Origin of the sequence: Priestia megaterium (genome assembly GCF_023824195.1) — a bacterium.
In the GTDB taxonomy this organism is placed as follows: domain Bacteria; phylum Bacillota; class Bacilli; order Bacillales; family Bacillaceae_H; genus Priestia; species Priestia megaterium_D.
Genome location: NZ_CP085442.1, coordinates 3,950,123 through 3,973,981 on the forward strand (window position 1 = coordinate 3,950,123; position 23,859 = coordinate 3,973,981).

At 39.1% G+C, this 23,859-nt stretch carries 26 protein-coding genes; 2 read left to right on the plus strand and 24 right to left on the minus strand.

Annotation, left to right across the window (positions count from 1 at the left end; all coding sequences use genetic code 11):
* Positions 1-22 precede the first annotated feature (22 nt).
* The 13 genes from LIS78_RS20555 to LIS78_RS20615 all read right to left on the minus strand — a co-directional run bounded on the left by LIS78_RS20555 (position 23) and on the right by LIS78_RS20615 (position 12,614).
* Positions 23-301 carry a YokU family protein gene (locus LIS78_RS20555; protein ID WP_013058725.1) on the minus strand — a complete coding sequence of 93 codons (279 nt, stop codon included), beginning with the start codon at positions 299-301 and terminating at the stop codon, positions 23-25.
* A gap of 14 nt (positions 302-315) precedes the next feature.
* Positions 316-1,728, minus strand: a complete 1,413-nt coding sequence (gene kamA, locus LIS78_RS20560; RefSeq protein ID WP_050691578.1) for a lysine 2,3-aminomutase — start codon at positions 1,726-1,728, stop codon at positions 316-318.
* 67 nt (positions 1,729-1,795) lie between these two features.
* Entirely contained in the window at positions 1,796-2,644 is an 849-nt protein-coding gene (ablB, locus tag LIS78_RS20565) for a putative beta-lysine N-acetyltransferase (RefSeq protein ID WP_195782077.1), read from the minus strand.
* 26 nt (positions 2,645-2,670) lie between these two features.
* Positions 2,671-3,936, minus strand: coding sequence for a peptidase (locus LIS78_RS20570; RefSeq protein ID WP_028410900.1), 1,266 nt, complete (start codon positions 3,934-3,936; stop codon positions 2,671-2,673).
* Between the two features lie 13 nt (positions 3,937-3,949).
* Positions 3,950-4,612, minus strand: coding sequence for a 3-oxoacid CoA-transferase subunit B (locus tag LIS78_RS20575; RefSeq protein WP_252284279.1), 663 nt, complete (start codon positions 4,610-4,612; stop codon positions 3,950-3,952).
* Entirely contained in the window at positions 4,597-5,298 is a 702-nt protein-coding gene (locus tag LIS78_RS20580) for a CoA transferase subunit A (protein ID WP_252284280.1), read from the minus strand. Before LIS78_RS20580 ends, LIS78_RS20575 begins: the two co-directional genes overlap by 16 nt.
* Positions 5,299-6,648, minus strand: a complete 1,350-nt coding sequence (locus LIS78_RS20585; protein WP_252284281.1) for an aspartate aminotransferase family protein — start codon at positions 6,646-6,648, stop codon at positions 5,299-5,301.
* A gap of 108 nt (positions 6,649-6,756) precedes the next feature.
* Positions 6,757-7,992, minus strand: coding sequence for a dicarboxylate/amino acid:cation symporter (locus tag LIS78_RS20590; RefSeq protein ID WP_252284282.1), 1,236 nt, complete (start codon positions 7,990-7,992; stop codon positions 6,757-6,759).
* Positions 7,993-8,532: 540 nt separating this feature from the next.
* A complete protein-coding gene (locus LIS78_RS20595; RefSeq protein WP_195782073.1) occupies positions 8,533-10,002 on the minus strand; it encodes an NAD(P)/FAD-dependent oxidoreductase in 1,470 nt (489 codons plus the stop codon).
* Between the two features lie 217 nt (positions 10,003-10,219).
* Complete coding sequence (locus LIS78_RS20600) at positions 10,220-11,620, minus strand: ATP-binding protein (RefSeq protein WP_028415123.1); 1,401 nt, start codon at positions 11,618-11,620, stop codon at positions 10,220-10,222.
* A gap of 153 nt (positions 11,621-11,773) precedes the next feature.
* A complete protein-coding gene (locus tag LIS78_RS31505) occupies positions 11,774-11,947 on the minus strand; it encodes a YjcZ family sporulation protein (RefSeq protein WP_286676934.1) in 174 nt (57 codons plus the stop codon).
* 90 nt (positions 11,948-12,037) lie between these two features.
* A complete protein-coding gene (locus LIS78_RS20610; protein WP_229754532.1) occupies positions 12,038-12,463 on the minus strand; it encodes a hypothetical protein in 426 nt (141 codons plus the stop codon).
* Complete coding sequence (locus tag LIS78_RS20615; protein WP_195782072.1) at positions 12,453-12,614, minus strand: hypothetical protein; 162 nt, start codon at positions 12,612-12,614, stop codon at positions 12,453-12,455. Before LIS78_RS20615 ends, LIS78_RS20610 begins: the two co-directional genes overlap by 11 nt.
* A 214-nt stretch (positions 12,615-12,828) precedes the next feature.
* On the opposite strand from LIS78_RS20615, the gene LIS78_RS20620 reads away from it, so the two are divergent.
* On the plus strand, positions 12,829-13,584 hold the full coding sequence (locus LIS78_RS20620) for a DUF4397 domain-containing protein (RefSeq protein ID WP_195782071.1): 756 nt from the start codon (positions 12,829-12,831) through the stop codon (positions 13,582-13,584).
* Positions 13,585-13,615: 31 nt separating this feature from the next.
* Here LIS78_RS20620 and LIS78_RS20625 read toward each other — a convergent pair whose 3' ends face one another.
* The 7 genes from LIS78_RS20625 to ilvA form a co-directional block, all read right to left on the minus strand.
* A complete protein-coding gene (locus tag LIS78_RS20625) occupies positions 13,616-14,188 on the minus strand; it encodes a YpmS family protein (protein ID WP_252284283.1) in 573 nt (190 codons plus the stop codon).
* A gap of 12 nt (positions 14,189-14,200) precedes the next feature.
* Positions 14,201-15,085 (minus strand): SGNH/GDSL hydrolase family protein, encoded by an 885-nt coding sequence (locus LIS78_RS20630; RefSeq protein WP_014458541.1) that lies wholly within the window; start codon positions 15,083-15,085, stop codon positions 14,201-14,203.
* 236 nt (positions 15,086-15,321) lie between these two features.
* A complete protein-coding gene (locus LIS78_RS20635; RefSeq protein ID WP_286676935.1) occupies positions 15,322-15,900 on the minus strand; it encodes an SCO family protein in 579 nt (192 codons plus the stop codon).
* 24 nt (positions 15,901-15,924) lie between these two features.
* Positions 15,925-17,541 carry an ATP-binding protein gene (locus LIS78_RS20640; protein WP_195782070.1) on the minus strand — a complete coding sequence of 539 codons (1,617 nt, stop codon included), beginning with the start codon at positions 17,539-17,541 and terminating at the stop codon, positions 15,925-15,927.
* 150 nt (positions 17,542-17,691) lie between these two features.
* Complete coding sequence (locus tag LIS78_RS20645; protein WP_195782069.1) at positions 17,692-18,534, minus strand: DegV family protein; 843 nt, start codon at positions 18,532-18,534, stop codon at positions 17,692-17,694.
* A 170-nt stretch (positions 18,535-18,704) separates the two neighbouring features.
* Complete coding sequence (locus tag LIS78_RS20650; RefSeq protein WP_013058743.1) at positions 18,705-18,956, minus strand: YpmP family protein; 252 nt, start codon at positions 18,954-18,956, stop codon at positions 18,705-18,707.
* Positions 18,957-19,117: 161 nt separating this feature from the next.
* Entirely contained in the window at positions 19,118-20,389 is a 1,272-nt protein-coding gene (gene ilvA, locus LIS78_RS20655; RefSeq protein ID WP_252284284.1) for a threonine ammonia-lyase IlvA, read from the minus strand.
* A 231-nt stretch (positions 20,390-20,620) separates the two neighbouring features.
* Here ilvA and LIS78_RS20660 point away from each other — a divergent pair, with 231 nt between their 5' ends.
* Positions 20,621-20,839, plus strand: coding sequence for a hypothetical protein (locus tag LIS78_RS20660; RefSeq protein WP_252284285.1), 219 nt, complete (start codon positions 20,621-20,623; stop codon positions 20,837-20,839).
* Positions 20,840-20,899: 60 nt separating this feature from the next.
* Here LIS78_RS20660 and LIS78_RS20665 read toward each other — a convergent pair whose 3' ends face one another.
* The 4 genes from LIS78_RS20665 to purU all read right to left on the minus strand — a co-directional run bounded on the left by LIS78_RS20665 (position 20,900) and on the right by purU (position 23,846).
* On the minus strand, positions 20,900-21,049 hold the full coding sequence (locus LIS78_RS20665; protein ID WP_195782065.1) for a hypothetical protein: 150 nt from the start codon (positions 21,047-21,049) through the stop codon (positions 20,900-20,902).
* A gap of 134 nt (positions 21,050-21,183) precedes the next feature.
* Positions 21,184-21,669 carry a dihydrofolate reductase gene (locus LIS78_RS20670; protein ID WP_209150607.1) on the minus strand — a complete coding sequence of 162 codons (486 nt, stop codon included), beginning with the start codon at positions 21,667-21,669 and terminating at the stop codon, positions 21,184-21,186.
* Positions 21,666-22,460: a thymidylate synthase gene (locus LIS78_RS20675; protein WP_013058746.1), complete on the minus strand. Its 795-nt coding sequence runs from the start codon at positions 22,458-22,460 to the stop codon at positions 21,666-21,668. Before LIS78_RS20675 ends, LIS78_RS20670 begins: the two co-directional genes overlap by 4 nt.
* A 483-nt stretch (positions 22,461-22,943) precedes the next feature.
* A complete protein-coding gene (purU, locus tag LIS78_RS20680; protein ID WP_195782063.1) occupies positions 22,944-23,846 on the minus strand; it encodes a formyltetrahydrofolate deformylase in 903 nt (300 codons plus the stop codon).
* Positions 23,847-23,859 lie beyond the last annotated feature (13 nt).

Genomic DNA, 23,859 nt, shown 5'->3' on the forward strand with positions numbered 1-23,859 from the left:
TTACAAAATAAGGGGCGGCTTTTTAGAATTTAAAGTAGTTGCGCTTTAATAATCTTGGCACCTTTAATAGCTCATCATACCGAATGGATTCATCAAGTTTTTTTGTATCGACAAGAAGCAGCTGTGTTTCCACTTCTTCTATGATCTCTTCTTCTTGATATGACATCCCGCAACCTGAACAGCTGATACATGGCATATGAGTAATTTCAATACTTCTCGTTCCGTCTGGCAATTCCCAGTATGCGGTATTGGTTGTTTCTACCGCTTTTTCTTCTTCGCACCATGCGCATTGAACAGTCATATTACAGGACCTCCTTAAGATGATGGAGCATCGTCGCTTTTACCGTCTTTTTTCAATTGAGCTTTAAACTTTTTATCTTTTAATTCATCTCTTTTTTCACGTTTATCTTTTAGACTTTCGTGAGCACTGTCACTTTCATATGTTTTACGTCTTTTTACTCTCCCTAACCCTTCCGGTACAAGATTGAATTGAGCATCATTCATAAGACCCGAGATGCCGATGGAAGAATCTTTAGCATCCGATGCTGGATAAACAGCTCGAAAATAATCATCTGCACGCCCAGGCACATAGCTTTCTGGCTCCGGATACGTCGTAATCACTCCTTCAAAGTTTCGCAGAACAACTTTACTTGCGCTTTGACTAATAATATAGTTTGGCTGAACCGCAATCTTCCCTCCTCCTCCCGGCGCATCAATAACAAACGTTGGAACGGCATAGCCAGACGTATGACCTCGTAACCCTTCCATAATTTCAAGCCCTTTGGAAACAGGTGCGCGGAAATGCCCAATTCCTTCTGATAAATCACATTGATAAATATAGTAAGGACGAACGCGTATTTTCACTAAATCGTGCATAAGCTTTTTCATGATAGCTACGCTGTCATTAATCCCAGCTAAAATAACCGCTTGATTGCCAACTGGAACGCCTGCATCGACAAGCATTTCACATGCTTTTTTTGTCTCTTCCGTAATTTCAATGGATGTATTAAAGTGAGTATTTAACCATACTGGATGATATTTTCTTAAAATGGCACATAAATTTTCCGTTATTCGCTGCGGAAACACAACGGGGGCTCTTGTGCCAATTCGAATAATTTCCACATGGGGAATAGCTCTTAAATTCTTCAAAATATATTCTAAAATGTTGTCATTAATCAGCAAGCCATCACCGCCTGAAATGAGTACATCTCGTACTTCAGGTGTTTTGGCGATATAAGCAATCGCAGCATCTAACTGCTTTTTTGGAACGCCCATTCCGATTTGTCCTGAAAACCTTCTTCGAGTACAGTATCTGCAGTACATGGAGCATTGATTGGTAACTAAGAACAAAACGCGATCAGGATAGCGATGAGTCAACCCTGGCACTGGAGAATCTTCGTCTTCATCTAGGGGATCTTCTAGATCGTATTTTGTTTTATGAAGTTCTTTGCCAACCGGAACAGACTGCATACGGACGGGGCAGCGAGGATCATCTGGATTCATCAAAGATGCATAGTAAGGCGTAATATTGAGCGGAATTGTTTTGGTTGAAATGCGTACTCCTTCTTCTTCTTCAGGAGTTAAGTTAATGACCTTTTTTAAATCATCTAACGTTCGAATTGTGTTTGTTAATTGCCAAATCCAGTCATTCCATTTTTCTTCAGGAACATCTTTCCATAACTCAATATCTTTCCAATGTCGGGACGGCTTATATAAATCATATAACATACAATCGCTCCTTTATGAAGATTTACTATTGTTATATGTTACAGCCCATAAATTGGTTAATTATTTCTCACCCTTTACTTTTTGACAGATCCTTCACCCATACGTTCATATCTTCTAACGATTTATAAATGTAACAATTATTCGTTAACCGTCCCGTATAGATATACCCAAGCTGCTGAAAGGCGGCGTTCATCCCAAATGAAAGCGCTCTCGCTATTGTGTATGCACAAAAAATATGCCGCTGTTTTAGCTCCACCTCTAGTGCGCTTAATAAATGCTTCATGAATCCATACTTTCGGTAAGCAGGGAGAGTCGCACAATCCGTTAGTTCAGCATTGTGATAGACATAGTCAATTTCAGCAGAAGCAGCGCTAACGATATCTTTCTTGTCAACTATGATATAAAACAAACTATCTTCTTGAAGCAAACTAGAGAGATACTCTTCTTCGTAGAGGGGAGTAGGATACACTGTGAAGATTTGACGGTAGAGCTGAGAAAGCTGTTTAGCATCAGATGAAATGGCTCGGCGCATGATCAGTTGATTTGATAAAGGAGAATAATCAGATGTCGGCAAATTCAAAACATCTTGAAGCAGCTCTGTTTCTTTTAACGTCTCCCCGCTGTCTCGGCGGGATTGAGACGTATAGTAGCATAAAAGATACGCGTCGCTTCCGTTAAAATAGTAGGGAACAGTTGCTTCTAAAGAAAATCCCAAGCTCATCCAGTCCAACAGATGTTCAGCACGTGCTTTTATAATCCACTTTTCGTACGTTGCCTTATCAATTTCTTTATATATATAGCTGTAAATATCGTTCACATTTCCCCGGTAATCATCTATTCTCAGACGCTTGTTACATTCATCTAAAAAAAGAGTCATAGCAAAGGTTGGTTGACAAATATGTTCTTGTTTCGCCATTTGTTTGTATCCTCTCCCTTTTTAGCTTAGTCCGCAATACTGCACCAGTCTGCTACGGTGAGAGCAATAATTTCTGCTGCGTCAAGCATCGTTTGAATACAAATATACTCATTCGGAAAGTGGGCCACTTCTGTTACTCCCGGTCCAAAAACAACTGTTGGAATATCCCCTACTTGTGACAGTATCCCTCCGTCCGTTCCCCAAGGAGATGCTTCAATGATCGGCTGATTCTGTTTCACTTGATAAAAAGAGGACGAAAGAGAGGTCATAAGCGGATGCTCCAATTCAATTTCACCGGGAAGCCAGTGGGCCCCAAACCATTCCAAGTCGACAGGATGCTCAGCAAACCACTCATCACACTGAGGCAAAAGTTCAAGCCAGGATTTCATTTCTGCTCTGACATTTTTCATTTTTTCATGCGGAGCAACTCCTATCCTGCCTTCTAATATTACTTGATCAGCGACTGAAGAAGGCCACGTTCCTCCTTGTATATTTCCGATATTAATCGGCACGGGAATGGGAATTTTATTATAGAGCGGATCTGTAATTCGGCTGTTTCTCTCTTTTTCAAGACCCTCAATATGTTTAAGCACAACAGCTGCTTTTTCAATCGCACTCACGCCTTCATACCGAGTCCCTCCATGTGCTGCTACTCCATGCACGGTCACTCGAAACCACATGGAGCCTTGCTGTTTAGGGAAGATCTTCATGTTGGTTGGTTCTGGAATAATGGCACCATCTGCTTTATACCCTCTAAGTACGCAGGAAAGTGTTCCTGCACCTCCGCTTTCCTCTTCTACTACGCTTTGAAAAATAACATCTCCTTTTAGTGAAATATCTAGCTCTTTCAACGCTTGAATAGCTAAAAGTAACGACACATTTCCCCCTTTCATATCCGTTGCTCCGCGTCCATATAAGTTTCCATCTTTTACAACAGCCGTATAAGGGTCTTCCGTCCACTGTGAAAGATCTCCGGGTGGCACTACATCAATGTGCCCATTCAAAATGATGGATTTCCCTCCGCCTTTCCCTTTTAACACGCCTACCACATTCGGACTATCTCGAAAAGTAGAACGATTGGAGGCAAAAGCTTCATGGCTACGAAGTATTTTTTCGTCCGGTTCCCATATATCAATATCTAACTGCAGCTGTCGAAGGCGTTCAATGACAATTGCCTGCGCATGCTTTTCAGAACCCTGTACGCTTGCTTCTTCTACGAAACGCTTGAGTAAACGCACTGCACTTTGACGATGCTCTGTCATCCAGTTATGAATAGATTGCTGTATGTTCATGTAATGGTCCTCCTTATGGTATCGTAATCAATTGATCACTCAGGCGAACTGTCGCTTCTGTTGAACTCAAAATATCCTCTACGGTATAAGGAGACATTAACTCTGTTAGAAGAAGCGCATCTTTTTCTACTTTAAAAACCGCCCGATCTGTAATAACTAATCCCACGCAGCCCGAAGCAGTAAGAGGTAAGGAACACGTCTTAACCAGCTTCGGTTCTCCTGTCTTGCTCGTATGATTCATTAGCACAATGACTTTTTTCGCTTTTTGAGCTAATTCCATCGCTCCTCCCATCCCAGGAACTCGCTTACCTGGCACAATCCAATTAGCTAAATCCCCTTTTTCACTCACTTCTAACGCACCAAGAATGGTCATATCAACGTATTCTTTTCGAATCATCGCGAAGGCTGTAGCACTGTCACAGTATGAAGCCCCTTGAACGGTAGTTGTTGGATAGCCTGCTGCATTGCAGACATTCTCATCTTCTTCACCTAAAGGAGGCGAAGATCCTAACCCTAAAATTCCGTTTTCAGCATGAAACATCACATGAACAGCACTTGGTACATAATTAGGAATAAGAGAAGGAATGCCAATCCCTAAATTAACAATCATGCCGTTTTTGATTTCAGCCGCAGCACGTTTTGCAATACGATGACGAATATCTATTCCCAAACCCATTTCCAATTCACTCCTTTTGAAGGGACAATATAATCCACAAATACACCTGACGTCATCACGTTCTCTGGGTCAATGTCGCCAAGAGGAACGATTTCATCCACTTCAGCAATAGTTATACGACCTGCCATAGCCATTAATGGATTAGTGTTTCGAGCGCTTTTATCATAAAGCAAGTTGCCGAACGGATCTGCTTTTTTTGCATATACAAAAGCCACATCGGCTGTGAGTGGTTTTTCAACTAAAAACGTCTTGCCGTCTACTTCCACTTTTTCTTTTCCACATTGAATAATGTCATTTTCAATTCCTACATCAATCAGTACTCCTCCGAGTCCAACTCCTCCCGCTCGAATCCGTTCAGCAAGCGTTCCTTGAGGAGAAAACTCAACTTTCAGCTTTTCTTCTGTCATCAGCGTTCCAGCCACTGGGTTCGATCCAATATGAGAAGCGATCAGCTTTTGAATTCTTCCTTGGCTTACCAATTTCCCCGCACCAATATGAGGAAAGCCTGAATCATTACATATCAATGTAAAATTTGATTTTCCGCTTTCAATAAGACCATCAATGAGAGAAGGCGGACTGCCTACTCCTCCAAACCCTCCTATCATCAGCGTAGCAGCATGATCCACGTATTCAATCGCTTGTTCCACAGTTGTAATCTTTTGAAATGAGTTTTCGACCTTTGTCACTTATTTCACCTCATTTCCCTGTTTTTCATTTTGCACTTCATGTAATGTTTTCGAAAGCAGATCGACCGCTTCATCAAGTTGACGATGAGTAATCGTAAATGGCGGCGCAATAATAATACCGTCTCCTTCGACTCCGTCTGTTCCTGCTTGCGAAGGATAAAGGAGAAGACCATTTTTTTGGGCTTTACTTATTACGCGCGCCGTCATATTTTCCGAGGATGAAAAAGGCTCCTTCGTTTTTGGATTTTGCACAAGCTCAAGACCAACTAGTAAGCCTTTGCCGCGTATATCACCAATGATAGGGTAAAGAAGTTGAAGCTTCTTCAATTTCCCTACTAAATAGTCTCCTTTCAGCGCTACTTCTTGAACAAGATCATGCTTTTCAATATAGGTTAAAACAGCTATCCCTACAGCGGATGACAGCGGATTAGCGCTTAGCGTATGTCCGCTCATAATTAATTTGGATCCTTTCATGATAGGTTCAATCGTTTTGCTGCTAGCCAACGTAACGGCTATTGGTGTATATCCTGCTCCCACTCCTTTTCCAAGCGTCATGATGTCTGGTTTAACTCCCCAGTGCTCATACGCGAACATCACGCCTGTACGCCCAACTCCAGTCATGACTTCATCCGCAATCCATAACACATCATATTTATCACAAATTTCTCTTATCACTTCATAATAGCCGGGGGGAGGTGTAAGCGCTGCTCCGGCTGCTCCTACAATGGGCTCTGTAATAAAAGCAGCAATATGTTCAGGGCCGGTTCGTTTGATAACTGTTTCCAATTCGTGAGCACAAGCAAGATTACAGGATGGATAGGTTTGATGAAACGGACATCGATAGCAATAAGGAGGTGAAACCGAAGGGTAATCTTCAAGCAAAGACGAGAAGCGTTTTCGTCTTCCAACGTGCCCTGACATAGACAGAGCTCCTATTGTAATACCGTGATAGCTCATCCAGCGTGACAAAATCTTTGTTTTGGTTGGCTTTCCTTGCTCTTGAAAATGCTGAATTGCCGTTTTCATAGCCGTTTCAGTCGCTTCTGTCCCGCTGTTAACAAAAAAGCTCCACTGGAAATGATTGCTACTTAATTCACATAGTTTCTTAGCTAATGCTTCTGTCGGATCACTTGTAAACTGCGACCGATATACAAACGCAACTTTCTGTGCCTGATCGGTCATCGCATCAATAATTTCTTTTACTCCGTGTCCGATACTTGCTGTAACTGCCCCCGACGAAGCATCTATGTACCTTTTTCCATCTTGGTCGTACAAATAAATTCCTTTTCCATATGAAATAACTGGGTAGTCATCGTCGAGCAGCGGCTTTATCACATGGGTCCTATTCATTTCCGCACTCTCCTTTCAAACACATACTCTTATTAAACTGTATGCTGAAAAGAAGAGTTTCTTGCCAATAAAAAAAGCCCTAGCATATAGCTAAAGCTTTTACACTTATTAAGCTGATTGCGTTACAGATTTATCGATACGCTTTGCTTCTGACTCAGCCACAATAACGGCACACGCAGCGTCTCCCGTAATATTTACAGATGTACGAAGCATATCAAGCAAGCGATCAATCCCGATAATCAATCCGATACCTGCTACAGGCAGACCAACCGAACTCAATACCATTGCTAGCATAATGAGACCAACTCCCGGCACACCTGCTGTACCAATACTAGCAAGCACCGCTGTCAATACAACCGTCACAAGAGCACCCAGCGACAGGTCAACACCGTATACTTGCGCAATAAAAATAGTCGCTACACCTTGCATAATTGCCGTTCCATCCATGTTAATGGTAGCACCTAACGGCTGAACAAAACTGCTGATGGACTCCGGGACACGAAGATTTTTTTGAGCCACATTCATTGAAATCGGAAGCGTTGCATTACTGCTTGATGTACTGAATCCAACTGTCATCGCAGGAGCAAAACCTTTAAAAAACTCAATAGGATTACGTCTGGCCATAAGAGCGACTGATCCCCCATATGTTACGATCGAATGGATAAACAGTGCGAGCACGACTACAATCATGTACAGCCCCATCGCTTGAATTGCCTGCCAGCCTTGACTTCCAACCGCTGTTGCAAGAAGCCCAAATGTTCCGTAAGGAGCAAACTTCATCACTAGATTTACAAGGTACATCATCAATTCATTACCTTGCTCGAGTAAATTGTAAAGTCCTTTTGTTTTACTTCCAAGCATCGTAATACCAAAACCGATAAAGATAGAGAAAACGATAAGTTGAAGCATATTCCCTTCAGCCATCGCTTGAATTGGATTGACTGGAATCATATTTAAAAATGTCTCTCCAACCGGCGGTGCTTTTTCGGCTTCAAAAGAAGCGTTTTTTGTATCAAAAGATCCAAACGTACCCGGTTTAATTGCATACGCTAAAATTAAACCAATAATAATCGCAATGGTTGTTGTAATTAGGAAGTAGGAAACTGTTTTTGCCCCGATTCTTCCTAGTTTTTTAGGATTTCCTAAACCTGCTACACCTAACGTGATAGAGAAAAATACAATTGGTACAACAAGCATTTTAATTAAGCTTAAGAAGATTTGGCCAAGCGGTGTAAACAAGTACTTGTCCAGCGGAGCAAAAGCACTTGGAGCAAAAGCATTAATCAACACTCCTACAATAGCACCAGCAATTAGCGCGATAATGATCTTTGTCGATAGCTTCATAGATTTACCTCCCGTAAATAAATTATATTAGAATGATTCTAACTACCATACTTATTTTACCCTACATTGAGAGCGCTGACACCAAAATATACAATATATTTAAAATTTTCAGATTAATAATTCAGGAATATTTTCAGCTATATAAAAAACCATGAGAATATCGTGGTTTCATAAACCACCATTCATAAATATGAATAATTATTCTAATACCCGCGTACTTTACTGCTTTCATAAATATTTTACTCATCAAAAAATAACTCTTTCCAACTGTTGATTTTATCCTTATTGTACTGCTTGATATAAACTCCCTAAAATTTCACTGAATTTATTGATGCAAAGAAATGTACATTATCAATTCGCCTTATTCTATTTAATTCTGCTTTCGATAGAAGAATGGATTCCGTAATATCTTTTAAAAAAGAGAGGGTAATTATCATATAAAACTACCGGAGTTGGAGCGGTACAAGTTCTTTACTTTTTACTTATTCGCTCTCGTTATTTAACACATATAAAAAAAGAGGCCGTGACGGCCTCTTTTTCTTATACAGTAACAGGTTCAGAACTTGCTTTGCGATTCTTTAATTTTTCAACAATGTCACGTGCTACCCACACACCGCACGCACTTGCCTGCGCGAGTCCTCGCGTAATACCAGCTCCGTCTCCTCCCACATATAAACCGGAAATTTCAGTTTCAAACTTATCGTTTAGCTTCGGACGGGCTGAGTAAAATTTCGCTTCCACACCGTAAAACAGCGTATGTTCAGATGCTAAACCAGGCGTTACATGATCCAGTGCTTCTGTCATTTCAATTAAGCTTTTCATCGTATTGTAAGGAAGCACTAAGCCCAAATCACCAGGGACAGCTTCTTTTAACGTTGGTTCTAAAAAGCCTTCTTTAATTCGATTCGCTGTTGAACGACGGCCCTTTAAAATATCTCCATACTTTTGAACCACTAAGCCCCCGTTTGACAGCATATTAGCTAATCTTGATACTTCGTGCGCATATTCGTTTGGCTGATCAAATGGATCCGAAAATTTATGTGAAACAAGCAGCGCAAAGTTCGTGTTTTTACTTCCAAGCTTCGGATCTTTGTATGCGTGTCCATTTGCTAACATAATACCTGAATGATTCTCTACTACCACATGTCCTGAAGGATTGCTGCAGAACGTTCTGACTCTTGTACCTACAGACGTATTGTAAATGAATTTCCCTTCGTACAAGTGCTTGTTGATTTCTTCCATAACAACGTTGGATGTTTCTACTCGAACGCCGATGTCTACTTGATTGTTAATCATTCTTAAGCGGCGTTTTTTTAGTAAGTCACTCATCCACTTCGAGCCGTCTCGACCTGGTGAAACAACCACTTTATCAGCCGTAATTCTTTCACCATTCTTCAATTCGATACCGCGCACGATATGCTGACCATCTTCTTTTTCTGTTATTAAATCGGCTACTTCCGTTTTATACTGCATATCAATTTTTTCTTTTAAGTATTCATAAATGCTTTTTAAAATTTCTAAATTTTGCTCTGTTCCTAAATGACGCACCTGGGCACGCAATAGCTTTAATCCTGCTGCGTATCCGCGTTTTTCAATTTCACGAACTTTATCAGTTAACGGATCCGTAATCGTATCGGTTGCTCCGTGTTTTAAATTAATTTCATCCACATATTTAATTAAATCTACCACCTGTGATTCAGACAGATAATCCGTCATCCAGCCTCCAAATTCACTGGTGATATTAAATTTCCCGTCTGAATATGCGCCGGCTCCACCGAAACCATTTGTGATAGAACAAGCAGGCAAACAGCCGGCAAACTCTTTTTTGCCAACCGCAGGCGGACATTTTTCAATTTTTTTCTGAAGAATCGGACAATTACGTCGATAGATATCGTGTCCTTTATCGATTAATAAAATAGTTGCTTCCGGTAATTTTAACGTTAACTCATAGCAAGTAAAAATTCCAGCGGGTCCTGCCCCTACCACAATAACATCATAATTTGAGTTCATTGTACATTCTCCCATCATCTTTTTTCTTTGGGTAAAAGATAAAAGTTATTGACCGAATTTTCTTTTTTTATTATCATTCGGTTATTTTCTAGACATTTGATAATATATCAAAAACAAACCCTTTAGTCAACAATATACACGAACATTAAAATAAAATATTTAAATAATATTCGTTTTTATTCCAAACAAATAAAAACCAGTGAACAAATAGCAAGCGCTATGAAATGTTCACTGGTTCTTTAATGTACGGAAGAGCAATTTCTACTTTTGTTCCTACTCCTACTTTACTCGCAAATGAAATATGCCCTTGATGCTGTTCGATTATTCGGTAGCTAATCATTAACCCTAGCCCCGTTCCTGTTTGTTTAGTGGAATAAAACGGTTCACCTAGCCGAGCTAAAGATTGCTCATCAATTCCACAGCCTTCATCCTCGATAATGACCATGCCGTATTCATTTCTTTTCTCAACGGTGACTTTAACTGTACCTTTGCTCATTGACTCAAGCGCATTTTGAATTAAATTAATAAAAACTTGTTTAAGCGCATTTTCTTCACAAAAGATTGTAATCTCATCACTAATCTCATTAATAATACGACAATTTTTATAATTGGCGTGTGTATCTAATAGTAATGTCACGTGACGTATGATTTGATTGAGACTTTTGGGGTGGTATGAATTTTCAATTTTAGGCTTGGCCAGCGTTAAAAATTCTTGAATAATGGATTCGACGCGATTCAATTCTTCAAGCATAATATCATTGTATTCTTCGTTATACTGTTTCGATGCTTTTAACAGCTGAATAAACCCTTTAATCGCCGTCATTGGATTACGAATTTCATGTGCTACTCCTGCCGCTAACTTGCTCACCATTGTAAGCTTTTCAGATTTGCTTGCCATTTCATCATATTTTTTTCGATCCGTTACGTCGCGAATAATATACTGAATGGCATCCTGTCCTTCAAACTTAATTTTGGTTGCCGAAGATTCAATAATGACGACTCCTTTTTTAGTCAATAGTTTCACATCAACACGCGGCCTCACGGACATTCCATTCATCAGCTGAACCATTCGTTCTTTTACGATTTCCAAATGTTCGGGGTGAATAAAATGAAGCCAAGGACGCCCGATATACTCTTCTTTTTTCTCACCGCCAAGAAGTTTAACACCAGCGGGATTCAAGTATTGAATTCTGCCTTCTCTTGTTACAATAAATGCATCTTGGCTTTGCTGGACAAACTGCTTATATTGCTTCATTTTCCGAATGACTTCCTCTTGCTTTTCAATACTTGAGGAAAACTCTTTCCACTGAACAACTAAGAGCGGAATATCCTCTTCCGTGCGCTGAATATGGATGTGCATCGGAAACTGCTGATCTACTTTTTTCTTAAGTAAAACAACTTCTTCCTCTTGCTTTCTTAACGGTTCCACTTCATGCTTTTCAATAAAGAAGCGATTTGGCTCTTCAAATACATTACAGGAAAGAAGTCGTTCCTCCGTCGTTTTAAAAAGGTGGCAGCACGCTTCATTTAAAATTTGAATATCTCCATCCATATTCATTACGAGCATTGGTGTAAATGACATTGAAAATAGCTGTTGAAATACTTTTTCCTTTTCCATATATTCACCTTCGCTTATTGAGTTACTAGCTATAGTATAATATGGTAAATGTTGATTTGGCAAAATTTTTTTATTATTTAAACAATTTATATGTAAGTTTGTCCTTTTCCATCTGTTATAAAAAGCTCGCACATGCGAGCAAATAAGGCCTAATCAGCAAAAACAGGTGCAGCCAATGATGATTAATAAAATAAACAGCACAACAATTAGTGTAAATGACTGACCCGTTCCGTAATGATGATAACCACCAATCGGATAGTGACAAGTATCATATAAGTGGTGATAGCCTCCATGGTGGCATGGATCATAACAATCGTAGTTATACATAGCAATCTCTCCTCTTGTTTTTTTATTCATTTCGTACACTGTACTTTATATGCTTTAGTTGATTGTCCTGCATGTGCATTCGCCCATTTTTTACTTTCTCTTCCGCCATATTCGCCTTTTGGGCTGCAGCGTATACGAAAACAACAAAAGTAAAATGGTTCCCATCACCAGTAAGGTAGTAAAATCTTTCATAAACTCAATAATGATCCCTATATACGGGAGATGGTATGCGTAGCTTCCAATCACTTTAAAAGAAGCAGGCAAAGAATCTCTTTGAGCTGTAACCAGTACATCAAGCTCTTGATTATGGGCCAGTACAAGTTCATTCTTTGAAGAAGATGATTCGTCTCTAAAGACAACTATATCTCCGCGATGCAGGTGGTGATAATCCGTTTCTTGAACGGTCACGGTGAAACCAAATAGGCTTGGAACTGTACTAACAAATAAAAATGTAAAGCAGATAGCATAAAGAACAAGTACATATCGAAACGCAGAAAACATACATTTATTGATCATAAGTAATCAGCTCAATTCGCTCGGTTACTTTATTTAGCGCGGGGGCAATGTGAATAAATGAAGTAGAGCGCTCTGTAAATTGAATTAAAAGTAGCAGCAGTAAAAAACTTAATATAATTAACCGTAACATCCGAGCATAAAAATCGCGCATGCTCTCACTCCTTTTTTCTATACTAATTTCGGTCGTACAATAAGCCTTCAGTCAATAATTTGATTCAGTATATGCACATAGCGGGCATTTGGCTCATTGTTTCTTCTGGGAGGTCTCGGGAGTGATCAGTGATCGGCATAAATTATGAGTTTTAGCATATGTTTGGTTACGTATGGAAATGTTTTTATACTCCGACAATAAGGGAGCTGAACATATGGCTAATTATTCCTTTGATCAATATATTAAAAAAGCAATGAAATACGATTTTCTAGCTAACTACTATAAGTATAGTGATCCATCTAAGCATATTCATTATTATCAGAAGCATTTGTACTATATCCAGCAGGCCATCTTAACTTCTTCTGAAAATACGAATTTGCGCGTAAATCCGCCGCAAATCCGTATACTTCACGCTTCTCCGGATTCTCCATCTGTAGATATTTATATTAACAACAAACGAGTGATTCGCAATTTAACTTATAAACAAGAAACAGATTATATTGAATTACAAGAACCTGGAAGATATACAATTTCTATTTATCCCGCTGGAGAAACGGGAAAACCTGTCTTAACGGAATCATTTACATTTGAAGGAAACCAAAATTACACAGTAGCGGCGGTAGATGAGCTAAACAAGCTTGATTTATTATTTATTTATGACAATACGGATGTGCCAAGTGGAGAAACAAAGCTTCGGTTTGTGCACCTTTCTCCTGATGCTCCTGCTGTGGATATTGCGGCTAGAGGCGGAGACGTCATTTTTTCTGGAGTGCAGTTTAAAGAAGTCACAAAATATTTGCCTTTATCCCCCATGCACGTTCAACTTAGTGTGCGCATAGCAGGAACCAAAAATGTAGTACTCGAAATCCCGGCACTGAACCTTCGTCCGAATCGAACATATACGGTATATGCCGTCGGATTTGCTAAGAACCGTCCTGCATTAGAAGCGCTGATTTCCCAAGATCGTTAGCAAAAAAAACCTTCCAAATTGGAAGGTTTTTTTATTCACTGCGGGAAATTAAACGTACGCGAATATCATCATTTTTTAAATCAAACCTTTGTACTTTTACAGCAAAATCACTCTCTAACTTCATCTGCTGTAACGCTACGTATACTGATTCATTCTTTGGATCGATCGTTACCCATTCTGGTAGCGCAAAATTATTATTTACGTATCGAAGCACTGTGCGGACAGGAAGCTGCAGCTTTCCAACAGAAAGTGACTGCTGTTCAAGCACAATATCTCCATTTTTTTGTACGATTGGATCAAATGTCATTCGAATATTAATATCATCGCCGAATACTTGAATCGTACCGTCTACTCTTACTACATCGGTAAGAGTAATTTTGTAGTTAAGCGGCTGATTCTTAAATTCTTTTTTTAAATATTTATCAATCAGTACATTTAAGTCCGCTTTTTTAGCCAAAATAGTTAATTCTGCGTCTCCTTCTACTTTTTCAGAGGGAGTTGGATTGGCCTTGTCAACCGGTTGAAAAATAAACGCAATAATAAGGATAGCCCCTAGAACATTAATCCCTAATAACGCGATAAATAGGGTTTTCCACTTCTTCATATAACAATCTCCTTACTCGTTCCCACTCTCTTTCGTGTTTTTCTCTTTCTCATCAGATGTAACTTCTTCTGCTGTTTCCTTTTTCTGGTCTCCAACGAGTGGATCTTCTTCCTCCATTGATTTACTAATGCGTTCAGCCATTAGTTTGTACCCTTTTTTATTAGGGTGAAACTCGTCTTTCCCTAATAAATTTACGTCAGAATCATAAAAAATATCATCAATTTTTACATAACTTACATTATCATATTGAGAAGCAATTTTCTCGCTTGCAGCATTCCATTCATTAATAACGACATTAATTTCTTTCACATCACTTAACGATTTAAAGAATGGATTATAAAAACCAATTAAATAAATATGAGCATTGGGATTAAGCTTACGTATACGTGAAAACACGTCATTTAGACGTTTTTCATATTTGGACTGCTGTGATTCAAACGTCTTAATAGAGATATTGTAAAAGTAATCTCTTACCACTTTCATCACATCATTGCCGCCAATCGTCAAGAAAACGATGTCCGCTCTTGATACTTCAGCTGCTACTCCCGGCTGATTTAACCTCGCTAATAGCTGATCCGTCCGGTTTCCTCTTTTGCCCAGATTCTCTGTTCGTACATTTTGCACTTCATTTTGTTTAGAAAGGTATTTAGTTAAGTATGGTACATAACCGCCTTTTTTAGACTCATCTCCTACTCCTTCTGTTAATGAGTCACCAATGGCTACAATATCTAAATCTACAGGAAAAAAGCCTTTCGGAATATGCTTTTTAGGCGTTAAATCCACTTCTTTCTGAACGGCTTCTTCTTTATTGTCCGTGGGCAAAAAAGTCGTCGTCGAACAGCTCGCTAACACCACCGCACTCATACTGCTTATCACTATACTTTTCCATTTTCTCATTATAACACCTACTAACTATGCTGTATTCTCGCTGTCACAAGCAATACTGCTTACCGCTCTGAATAACTATATCTTTATATCTTATCATACTATGTCAAGTTGATATTTTACTACGTTTCTTGTATATAGTATATGTAAAAAAAAGGATAAGCATGTTTCTTTCATAAAAATATCCGCTAACACATCACTATAAGGATAGCTGTGTTTGGCGGATAGATTTGACGGTTTTATAGCTCTTACTGAAGAGTTTTAATATCTTTTATCATATCTTCATAAGGAGGATCAGTCACTCCCTGATAAGATTTTTGAACGACTCCATTTTTGTCAATTAGAAAAAAATCCGTACCGTGAATAACCTGCGGATTTTCTTGCGGCTTTTTCACAATCGTTTTAAATTGATCCAGCGCAAACTTTTCAATTTCCGCTTGTTTATAACCAGTTAAGAAATCCCAATTCGAAAAATCAGCACCAAATTTAGTCGCATAGTCCTTCATTTTCTGTGGAGTATCTACTTCAGGGTCTACACTAAATGAAACAAAGCGAACGTCCAGCCCTTCATCCTTGGCCATTTTTTGTAATTTAGCCATATGAGCCGTCATTGGGGGACATACGGTTTCGCAGCTTGTGAAGATAAAGTTAGCTACCCAAACGTTCCCTTTCAGCTGACTTAGCCCTACTTTCTTTTGATCTTGGTTAACATAAGAAAAAGAGTCCATCTTCCAATTAAGCGGATTTTCTATTTTGGAACCACAGGCTGTTAACATCATGCAACTAATGAGCAGTAAAAAAACCAATTTATAAGACCAGCTTTTCATATGTTCCTCCTGCACGGTTAAAGTTTAGTCATAGCTAGGGAAAATCAAGGTAAACGTTGAACCTTTTCCTGGTATGCTTTTCACTTCAATTCTTCCATTCATTTGTTCGACCAGTTGATAAGACACCATCAGACCAATCCCTGTTCCTTTTTCTTTTAAAGAATAAAACGCTGTCCCCAGCCGGTTCACTTGTTCACTGGTCATGCCTATACCAGTATCTTCAATTTGAATATGTACATGCCCTTCTCGCTTGTAAAGCCCCACTCGAAGCGTTCCTCCAGCTCTCATAGCTTCAATTCCATTTTTCATAATATTAAGCAGCACTTGATTCAATTCGTTTCGGCTGCCGCGAACATACATCTCTTCTTTTGCGTCTAATTCTATGAGTATATTGTTTGTTAATAAAGCGTAAGAAGATAATAAGTCTACTAAGCTTGTAATACACTCCAAGCAGTTAATAAAACGATGCTGATGAACATCCGGCTTGGCTAAAGATAAATAGTCATGAATAATCGCTTCCGCTCTGTCCATTTCGTTAATCATAAGATGAATGTAACTTAATTCAGTGTTTGAAAGCTTTGTGTTATCTTGAAACAGCTGCAAAAACCCTTTTACCACCGTCATAGGATTTCGAATTTCATGCGCTACAGAAGCAGCTAATTGACCAATCGCATTCATTTTCTCTGCTCGCTGCAATTCCTTTTGCATCCTCGTTTTTTCCATAATAACTTCTAATTCATCAATCGCTTTAGCAATTCCATCTTTTGAATGACTGAAATTCGTTTCTACGTTCAGCTGTTCTTTTGTTGCTGACACTTGTTGAAAAAGCTGCTGAAGCCGCTCGGTCATTTCATTAAATCTTGTGTGTACATTCCCTAACTCAGAATCATTTTCATGTGTCAGCTTCACATCAAATTCCCCTTGACTTACTGCTTGAATTCCTTCTATTAATTCTCCAAGGGGCGACATTAATCGCCTTAGTCCCCAGTCTTGAATAACAATAATGAAGGTAAACAAAATCGTAAACGCAACGATCAAAGCCACAATTAAACGTTTTTGATAGATATAGATAGCGCTTGCATCTATATCTACACCAAGAATAGCCACGACTTTTCCAGAGCTGTTTGTAATAGGCGATAAAACGGTTATCCACGTCCCGAATTCGTCTTTGTATGTAGATGTTACGATATTCTTCTTTTCTTGTTCTGCTTGCTTAAATGATTTGTAAAATTCTTCTCCCCCATAATAAATCATGGACGGCTCTAGCGATTGCTTAATTTTCTTATTCGCTGTTACGATAATCTTATTTCCATGCGACTTGAATTTTTCGGTCGTCATAATATATCCCTGCAAGTACGACGGATGCAATTCATAAATCTTTCTGAACTGCTTTTCTAGCTCGTCTTTTTCAGGAATCGTCCCGTTCCTTGAATCCACTGCTGCTATTACGTCTTGTTTAGATAAAGACTCCCTCCATAAATCGGCCATAATTAACGCGTGCTGCGTTAGTGTCTCTTTTGCCATTTTCTTTTGAACTTGATAGCTAATGGCTAAAGAAATGACTCCAAGGGCAACTACAATTAAAGTAGAAAATAAAACCGTTTTGTTAAACACACTCAAATTTCGAATATATTTTTTCATCGGTATACTCCGGGTTCAAAAGAATAGTAACCAGCACAGCATTCGCTGGTAGAAAGTTGATTCTATTATATCACACGTTCGTCCACTTCTCTTTCTCCTTTTTCCAAAAAAGAGAAAGCCAAAAAAGTGACTTGCAAAAAGCAACCCACTTTATTCAGCAAAATACATAAAACCAATTGCACCAATACCCGTATGCGTCGAGATAATAGGCGTCGTATCTTCAATCGAAAATTGCGTATAGCCCCTTGCCTTCACGATTGATTCTTTTAACTTAGAGGCGAGTCCAAATCCATCTGCATGTACAAGCCCTACTCCTTTAATACTTTTTCCTTCTGTATGCTCTTCGAACTGTTTCGTTAAAAACTTAACAATTTGAGAATGGCTGCGCACTTTAGCAACGGGAGTATATACTCCGTCAGCTAGAGAAGCAATCGGCTTAATATTTAAAAGAGAACCGATCAATCCTTTTCCTCGTCCAATACGTCCACCTTTAACCAAATTTTCAAGCGTATCAACTACGACAAAAAGATTCGTATTTTGACGCACCTCTTCCAAGCGCGTGACAATTTCTTCTACTGTATGCCCATCTTCAATCATTTTCACCGCTTCAAAGACTTGAAACGAAAGAGCTTTTGTAATGTACATAGAATCAACAACGGTGATATTTCCTTCTACCATTTGAGCCGCGCTTTCAGCTGCTCGAACAGTTCCGCTCATTCCCCCAGTCATATGAATCGAAATGACATCATACCCTTCACTAACTAATCGTTCATATACTTCAACAAAAGAACCAATAGCTGGTTGAGAGCTTTTTGGTAATTCTTTTGAATTTTTCATTTTTTCAATAAAATCTGCCGGCGTTAATTCCACGCGATCTAAATACGTTTCATTATCAATGTTAATACATAAAGGTATCATCTCAATACCGTACTTTTCAGCTTCTTCCAACGTTAAATCAATTGTTGAATCCGTTACCACTTTAATTTTCGCCATGTGTTCACCCCTATAAGATGCATTGCAGACTAGTATAACATGAACACTTACAACAATATAGTTATAATAGAATGCAAGTTTTGCTAATTCGTAAAACGCATGTTCAACCTTTTATATCAACAAAAAAAAGTTGACTCTGCTGAAATATTCAGAAAAGTCAACTTTTACGTTTATGCATTATGTTTTAATACATGAGACTTAAAGAGCTGTTCGTAATCTTTCCATTTCAACACGCGTTTTAAATATTCTTGAAACGAGTAGGTTTGCTTCGGAACTGATTCGTTCGTGATTTGTCTAATAAATAAATCAAGTTTTGCAGATAACATGAACCGAAACGTGCTATTTTCCTCTAAAACTGGAATTTCAGTAATTTTTACTTTTTGACCACTGACATGTTTAAATTCAAGGCTTTTTAATAGCAAGGCGATCAACCCTCTTTTTACCCGTTTATTTTATTATAATGCTTAGGGCACTTTCTGTCTTGATAAAATAAAAAGAAAACACAAATATTTTTTAAAATAAAAATGCTTCATCAACTTATTCGACAGTTGATGAAGCATTCCTTTTTAAAATGACCTTCTATTTAAATAAATAAGTGAAACAAGTTGCTTTCTTTATTAATTTCTGTGTAAGGAAATCCTTTTTTATCCATACGATTAATCAGTGGATAATAATCTTCTTTATGCTTGAGCTCGATTCCCACAAGTGCTGGTCCGCTGTCTTTGTTATTCTTTTTCGTATACTCAAAGCGCGAAATATCGTCTGTCGGTCCAAGCACTTCGTCTAGAAATTCACGAAGAGCTCCTGCGCGCTGAGGAAAATTAACGATAAAATAATGCTGTAATCCTTCATAAATCATCGAACGTTCTTTGATTTCTTGCATACGTCCAATGTCATTGTTTCCTCCGCTGATGACGCAAACAACCGTTTTTCCTTTAATTTGCTCACGGTATGAGTCAAGAGCAGCAATCGAAAGAGCTCCTGCTGGTTCTGCTACAATCGCATTTTCATTGTATAGAGATAAAATGGTTGTGCAAACCTTGCCTTCAGGAACAACTACAATATCGTCCACAAGCTCTTTACTGATATCATACGGAAGCGTTCCGACTGTTTTAACAGCCGCTCCGTCTACAAATGGATCGATTGCCGGTAGCGTCACTACATTTCCGTTTGCTAAAGATGTTTGCATGCCAGGCGCGCCTGCTGGTTCTACCCCAATCACAGCTGTTTGAGGCGAGATGCTTTTTACGTATGTGCCGACACCGGAAATTAATCCGCCCCCGCCGATACCCGCAAATACGTAGTCAATTTCATCTTCACAGTCATTGAACATTTCAACGGCTACTGTACCCTGTCCTGCAATAACGTCTACATCATTAAATGGGTGAATAAATGTTCGATGTTCCTCTTCACTGCATGCAATAGCTTGTTCATAAGAATCATCAAACGTATCTCCGATTAGTACGATCTTTACGTTATCTTTGCCTAAAAATTTCACTTGATTAATTTTTTGGCGCGGCGTTGTGCTCGGCATAAAGATTTTACCATCGATATTTAAATGACGGCACGCATATGCTACACCTTGTGCGTGGTTTCCTGCACTTGCACAGGCAATTCCATTTTCTAATTCTTCTGGAGATAACTTTTTGATTCGATTGTACGCACCGCGAATTTTAAATGAGCGCACCACCTGTAAATCCTCACGTTTTAAATAGATATTACATTCATATCGTTCAGATAAAACGTCATTACGCTGTAGTGGTGTATGCACAACAACATCTTTAATCAATTGATTTGCAATCATGATGTCCTCTAAATGTACGTGTTTTGTTCGATTATCTACTTGTTGTTTCATAACCAACTTCCTTCCTCTTCTACCATTATTAATTTGTACATTATATCACATAAAATTTAGAAAAATCATTATTTTTCATTAATAATGACTAAAAAAACTTTTCCGACTATTTTACTGTCCACATACATTACATATGTTTAGCAAACGCTAAATAGACTTACAAAATTGCCCATACTTTCTACATGCAGCTGATGCGATAACAGGTATAAATTAAGAAAGGTTGTGGAATAAATGGAGTTTTCGCTCCAAAGTCATGAAAGTGCCGTTCCGTGCGAAATAGTTGCAGATGAGGAAAACGGTAGATATATGCTTCGCAAAGCAGATACAAGCGGAGAAGTTTTTAATACACCAAACGAGCTGATTCAATGGATTCAAGCAAACTGGAGCGCTGAACAGTTTGTGTGCCCGGCGGCTTTTCACGAAATGATGAAGCAATTAAAATCAATATAAAAAGAGATTGAGACATAACGAAATCAATCTAAAGACGAATAAATGGAATATAGGAGCTAGCTAGTAGGGGTGGCTTGTTACAGCAGTTGATTTCCGTGCAAGACTTCGCTTTCCGCAGGCGGCCGGTGAGCCTCCTCGTTGCTTCCGCTCCTGCGGGGTCTCACCTGTTCCGCTTTTCCCGCAGGAGGCTCCGCCTCGCCCTCCAATCAACTGCTAAAAGCACCTACATACATGAAACCTACCTTCATCCTCATAATGAAAAGATCCGAACGATTCAACGTTCGGATCTTTCTTCAACTAACATACTTTTGTACCAGACTTGCGTTTTTTATAAACAACAGAGATCAGCTTCGCTCGTATACAGTAAAATAATACGTGTAGGGATTTTTTTCATCTTTAATTCCTTGTTGCTTCGAAATAACTTTCCATTCGCTCAAATCAATCGCAGGAAAATGTGTATCTCCTTCAAAGGATTCTTCAATATGCGTAATATAAAGTCGGTTTGCAACGTCTAATGTTTGCTCATACAGAGTAGCTCCACCAATCACAAACAGCTCGTCTTCTTTTTCAGCATCTAATGCTTCTAGTTCCCCAACTGAATGAATAACGGTTGCTCCTTCTTGTTGATAATCTTTTTGACGCGTAAGAACCACATTTTCACGATTAGGGAGCGGTCGTCCAATTGATTCAAACGTTTTTCTTCCCATTACAATCGTATGACTCGTTGTGATGCGCTTAAAATACTTCAAATCTTCCGGAAGGCGCCATGGCAAATCATTCTCTTTACCAATCAGCCTGTTTTGATCCATTGCGACAATGAGGGAAATCATACGCTCACAGCTCCTTTGATGTGAGGATGCGCATTATAGTCTACTAACTCAAAGTCTTCAAATTTAAAGTCAAAAATTGATTTTACGTCTGGATTGATTTTCATTTTTGGCAAAGCATGAGGCTCACGCGTTAACTGCAGATTTACTTGTTCAATGTGATTGCTGTAAATATGCGCATCGCCAAACGTATGAACAAAATCACCTGGCTCTAAATCACACACTTGTGCCACCATCATTGTAAGCAGCGCATATGAAGCAATATTAAACGGTACGCCTAGGAAAATATCAGCTGAGCGCTGATACAATTGACAAGACAATTTGCCGTCCGCTACATAAAACTGAAATAAGCAGTGACACGGCGGCAAAGCCATATTGTCTACATCAGACACATTCCAGGCGCTTACCATTAAGCGGCGAGAATCAGGGTTGTTTTTAATTTGATTGATAACATTTGTAATTTGATCAATTTTTTCTCCGTCCGGCGTTGGCCATGAACGCCACTGATGACCATACACAGGGCCAAGCTCGCCGTTTTCATCCGCCCATTCATTCCAAATGCGCACGCCGTTATCTTGTAAATACTTAACGTTTGTATCTCCTTGTAAAAACCAAAGCAGTTCATGAATAATTGATTTCAAATGAAGTTTTTTTGTCGTTAATACCGGGAAACCTTCTTGTAAATTAAAACGCATTTGATAGCCAAATGTGCTAATTGTACCTGTTCCTGTCCGATCTTCTTTTTTTGTTCCATTTGCTAACACATGCTCGCAAAGTTCAAGATATTGTTTCACTTCCGACACTTCCTTTATTAAAAAGTCCTTTTCTATTGTATAAGTGTTCACGACCTAAGTAAACAACTAAATCTCAGCGCATATAGAAAAGTTCCTTATCGTTTAAGTACGCGGTCTCCCCAGAAAAACAAGGCGGAGACATAGCTTCACTTATCCCACCTAAAGACGAACAAATGGGATAAGTGAGCTAGTACGGATCGCTTGTTACAACGCTGTGGATTTCCGTGCAAGACTTCGCTTTCCGCGGACGGCCGATGAGCCTCCTCGTCGCTTGCGCTCCTGCGGGGTCTCACCGATTCCGCTTTTCCCGCAGGAGTCTTCGCCTTACCCTCCAATCCGCAGCTAGAAGCCACTACATAAATGAAACCTACGTTCACCATCACCATAAAAAAATCCGAACGAGTTAGATTCTCTGCCAAGAATCTCGATTCATCGTTCGGATTTTCCTTCGGTTAAACTACTTCTATAACAGCCTAGTCTTTGTTAATTAAATACAATTGTGCGGTTTTCATGAACTAAAATGCGGTCTTCTAAGTGCCATTTCACAGCGCGTGCAAGCACCGTACGTTCAATTAAGCGGCCTTTTTTCTTTAAGTCATCCGCATCATCACGGTGGTTCACGCGTTCAATATCTTGTTCAATAATTGGTCCTTCATCCAAGTCGTCCGTTACATAGTGAGACGTAGCACCAATTAATTTTACACCTCGTTGATATGCGCGTTCATATGGACGTGCTCCAATGAATGCCGGTAAGAATGAATGGTGAATATTAATGATACGATACGGATTTTCAGCCACAAAAGTCGGCGTTAAAATTTGCATATAACGCGCCAAGATAATTACGTCAATATTATAATCTTTTAATACCTGTAGCTGTTTGCCTTCTGCTTCTTGGCGAATGTCTTTTGTCGCCGGTATATGCTTAAACGGTATACCGAATGATTCAACCACTTCGCGCGCATCTTCGTGATTGCTCACAACGACAGCGATGTCTGTCATCAAATCTCCGCTTTCCCATGCCCAGAGCAGCTCTAATAGACAATGAGGCTCTTTTGACACAAAAATAGCTGTTTTTTTCAAATTATGGGCATATGTAAACTGCCAGTTCATTGAAAATGTATCGGCAATTTTTTTGAAGCTTTCTTCTAGCTTTACTTCTTTAGCTAATAAATCCTCACATTCAAATTCGAAACGGATAAAAAACATACCCCCTTCATGGTTCGTTGAATGCTGACTTGATTCTACAATATTTGCACCATGCTCATGTAAAAACGTAGACACAGCGGCTACAATACCCGGTTTGTCCGGACAGCTAATTAGCAGCCGACCTCGATTTTTATATTTCTCTTTATATGAAGTTAAATGTTTTTGAATATGCGATTTCATGTAATTCCCTCTC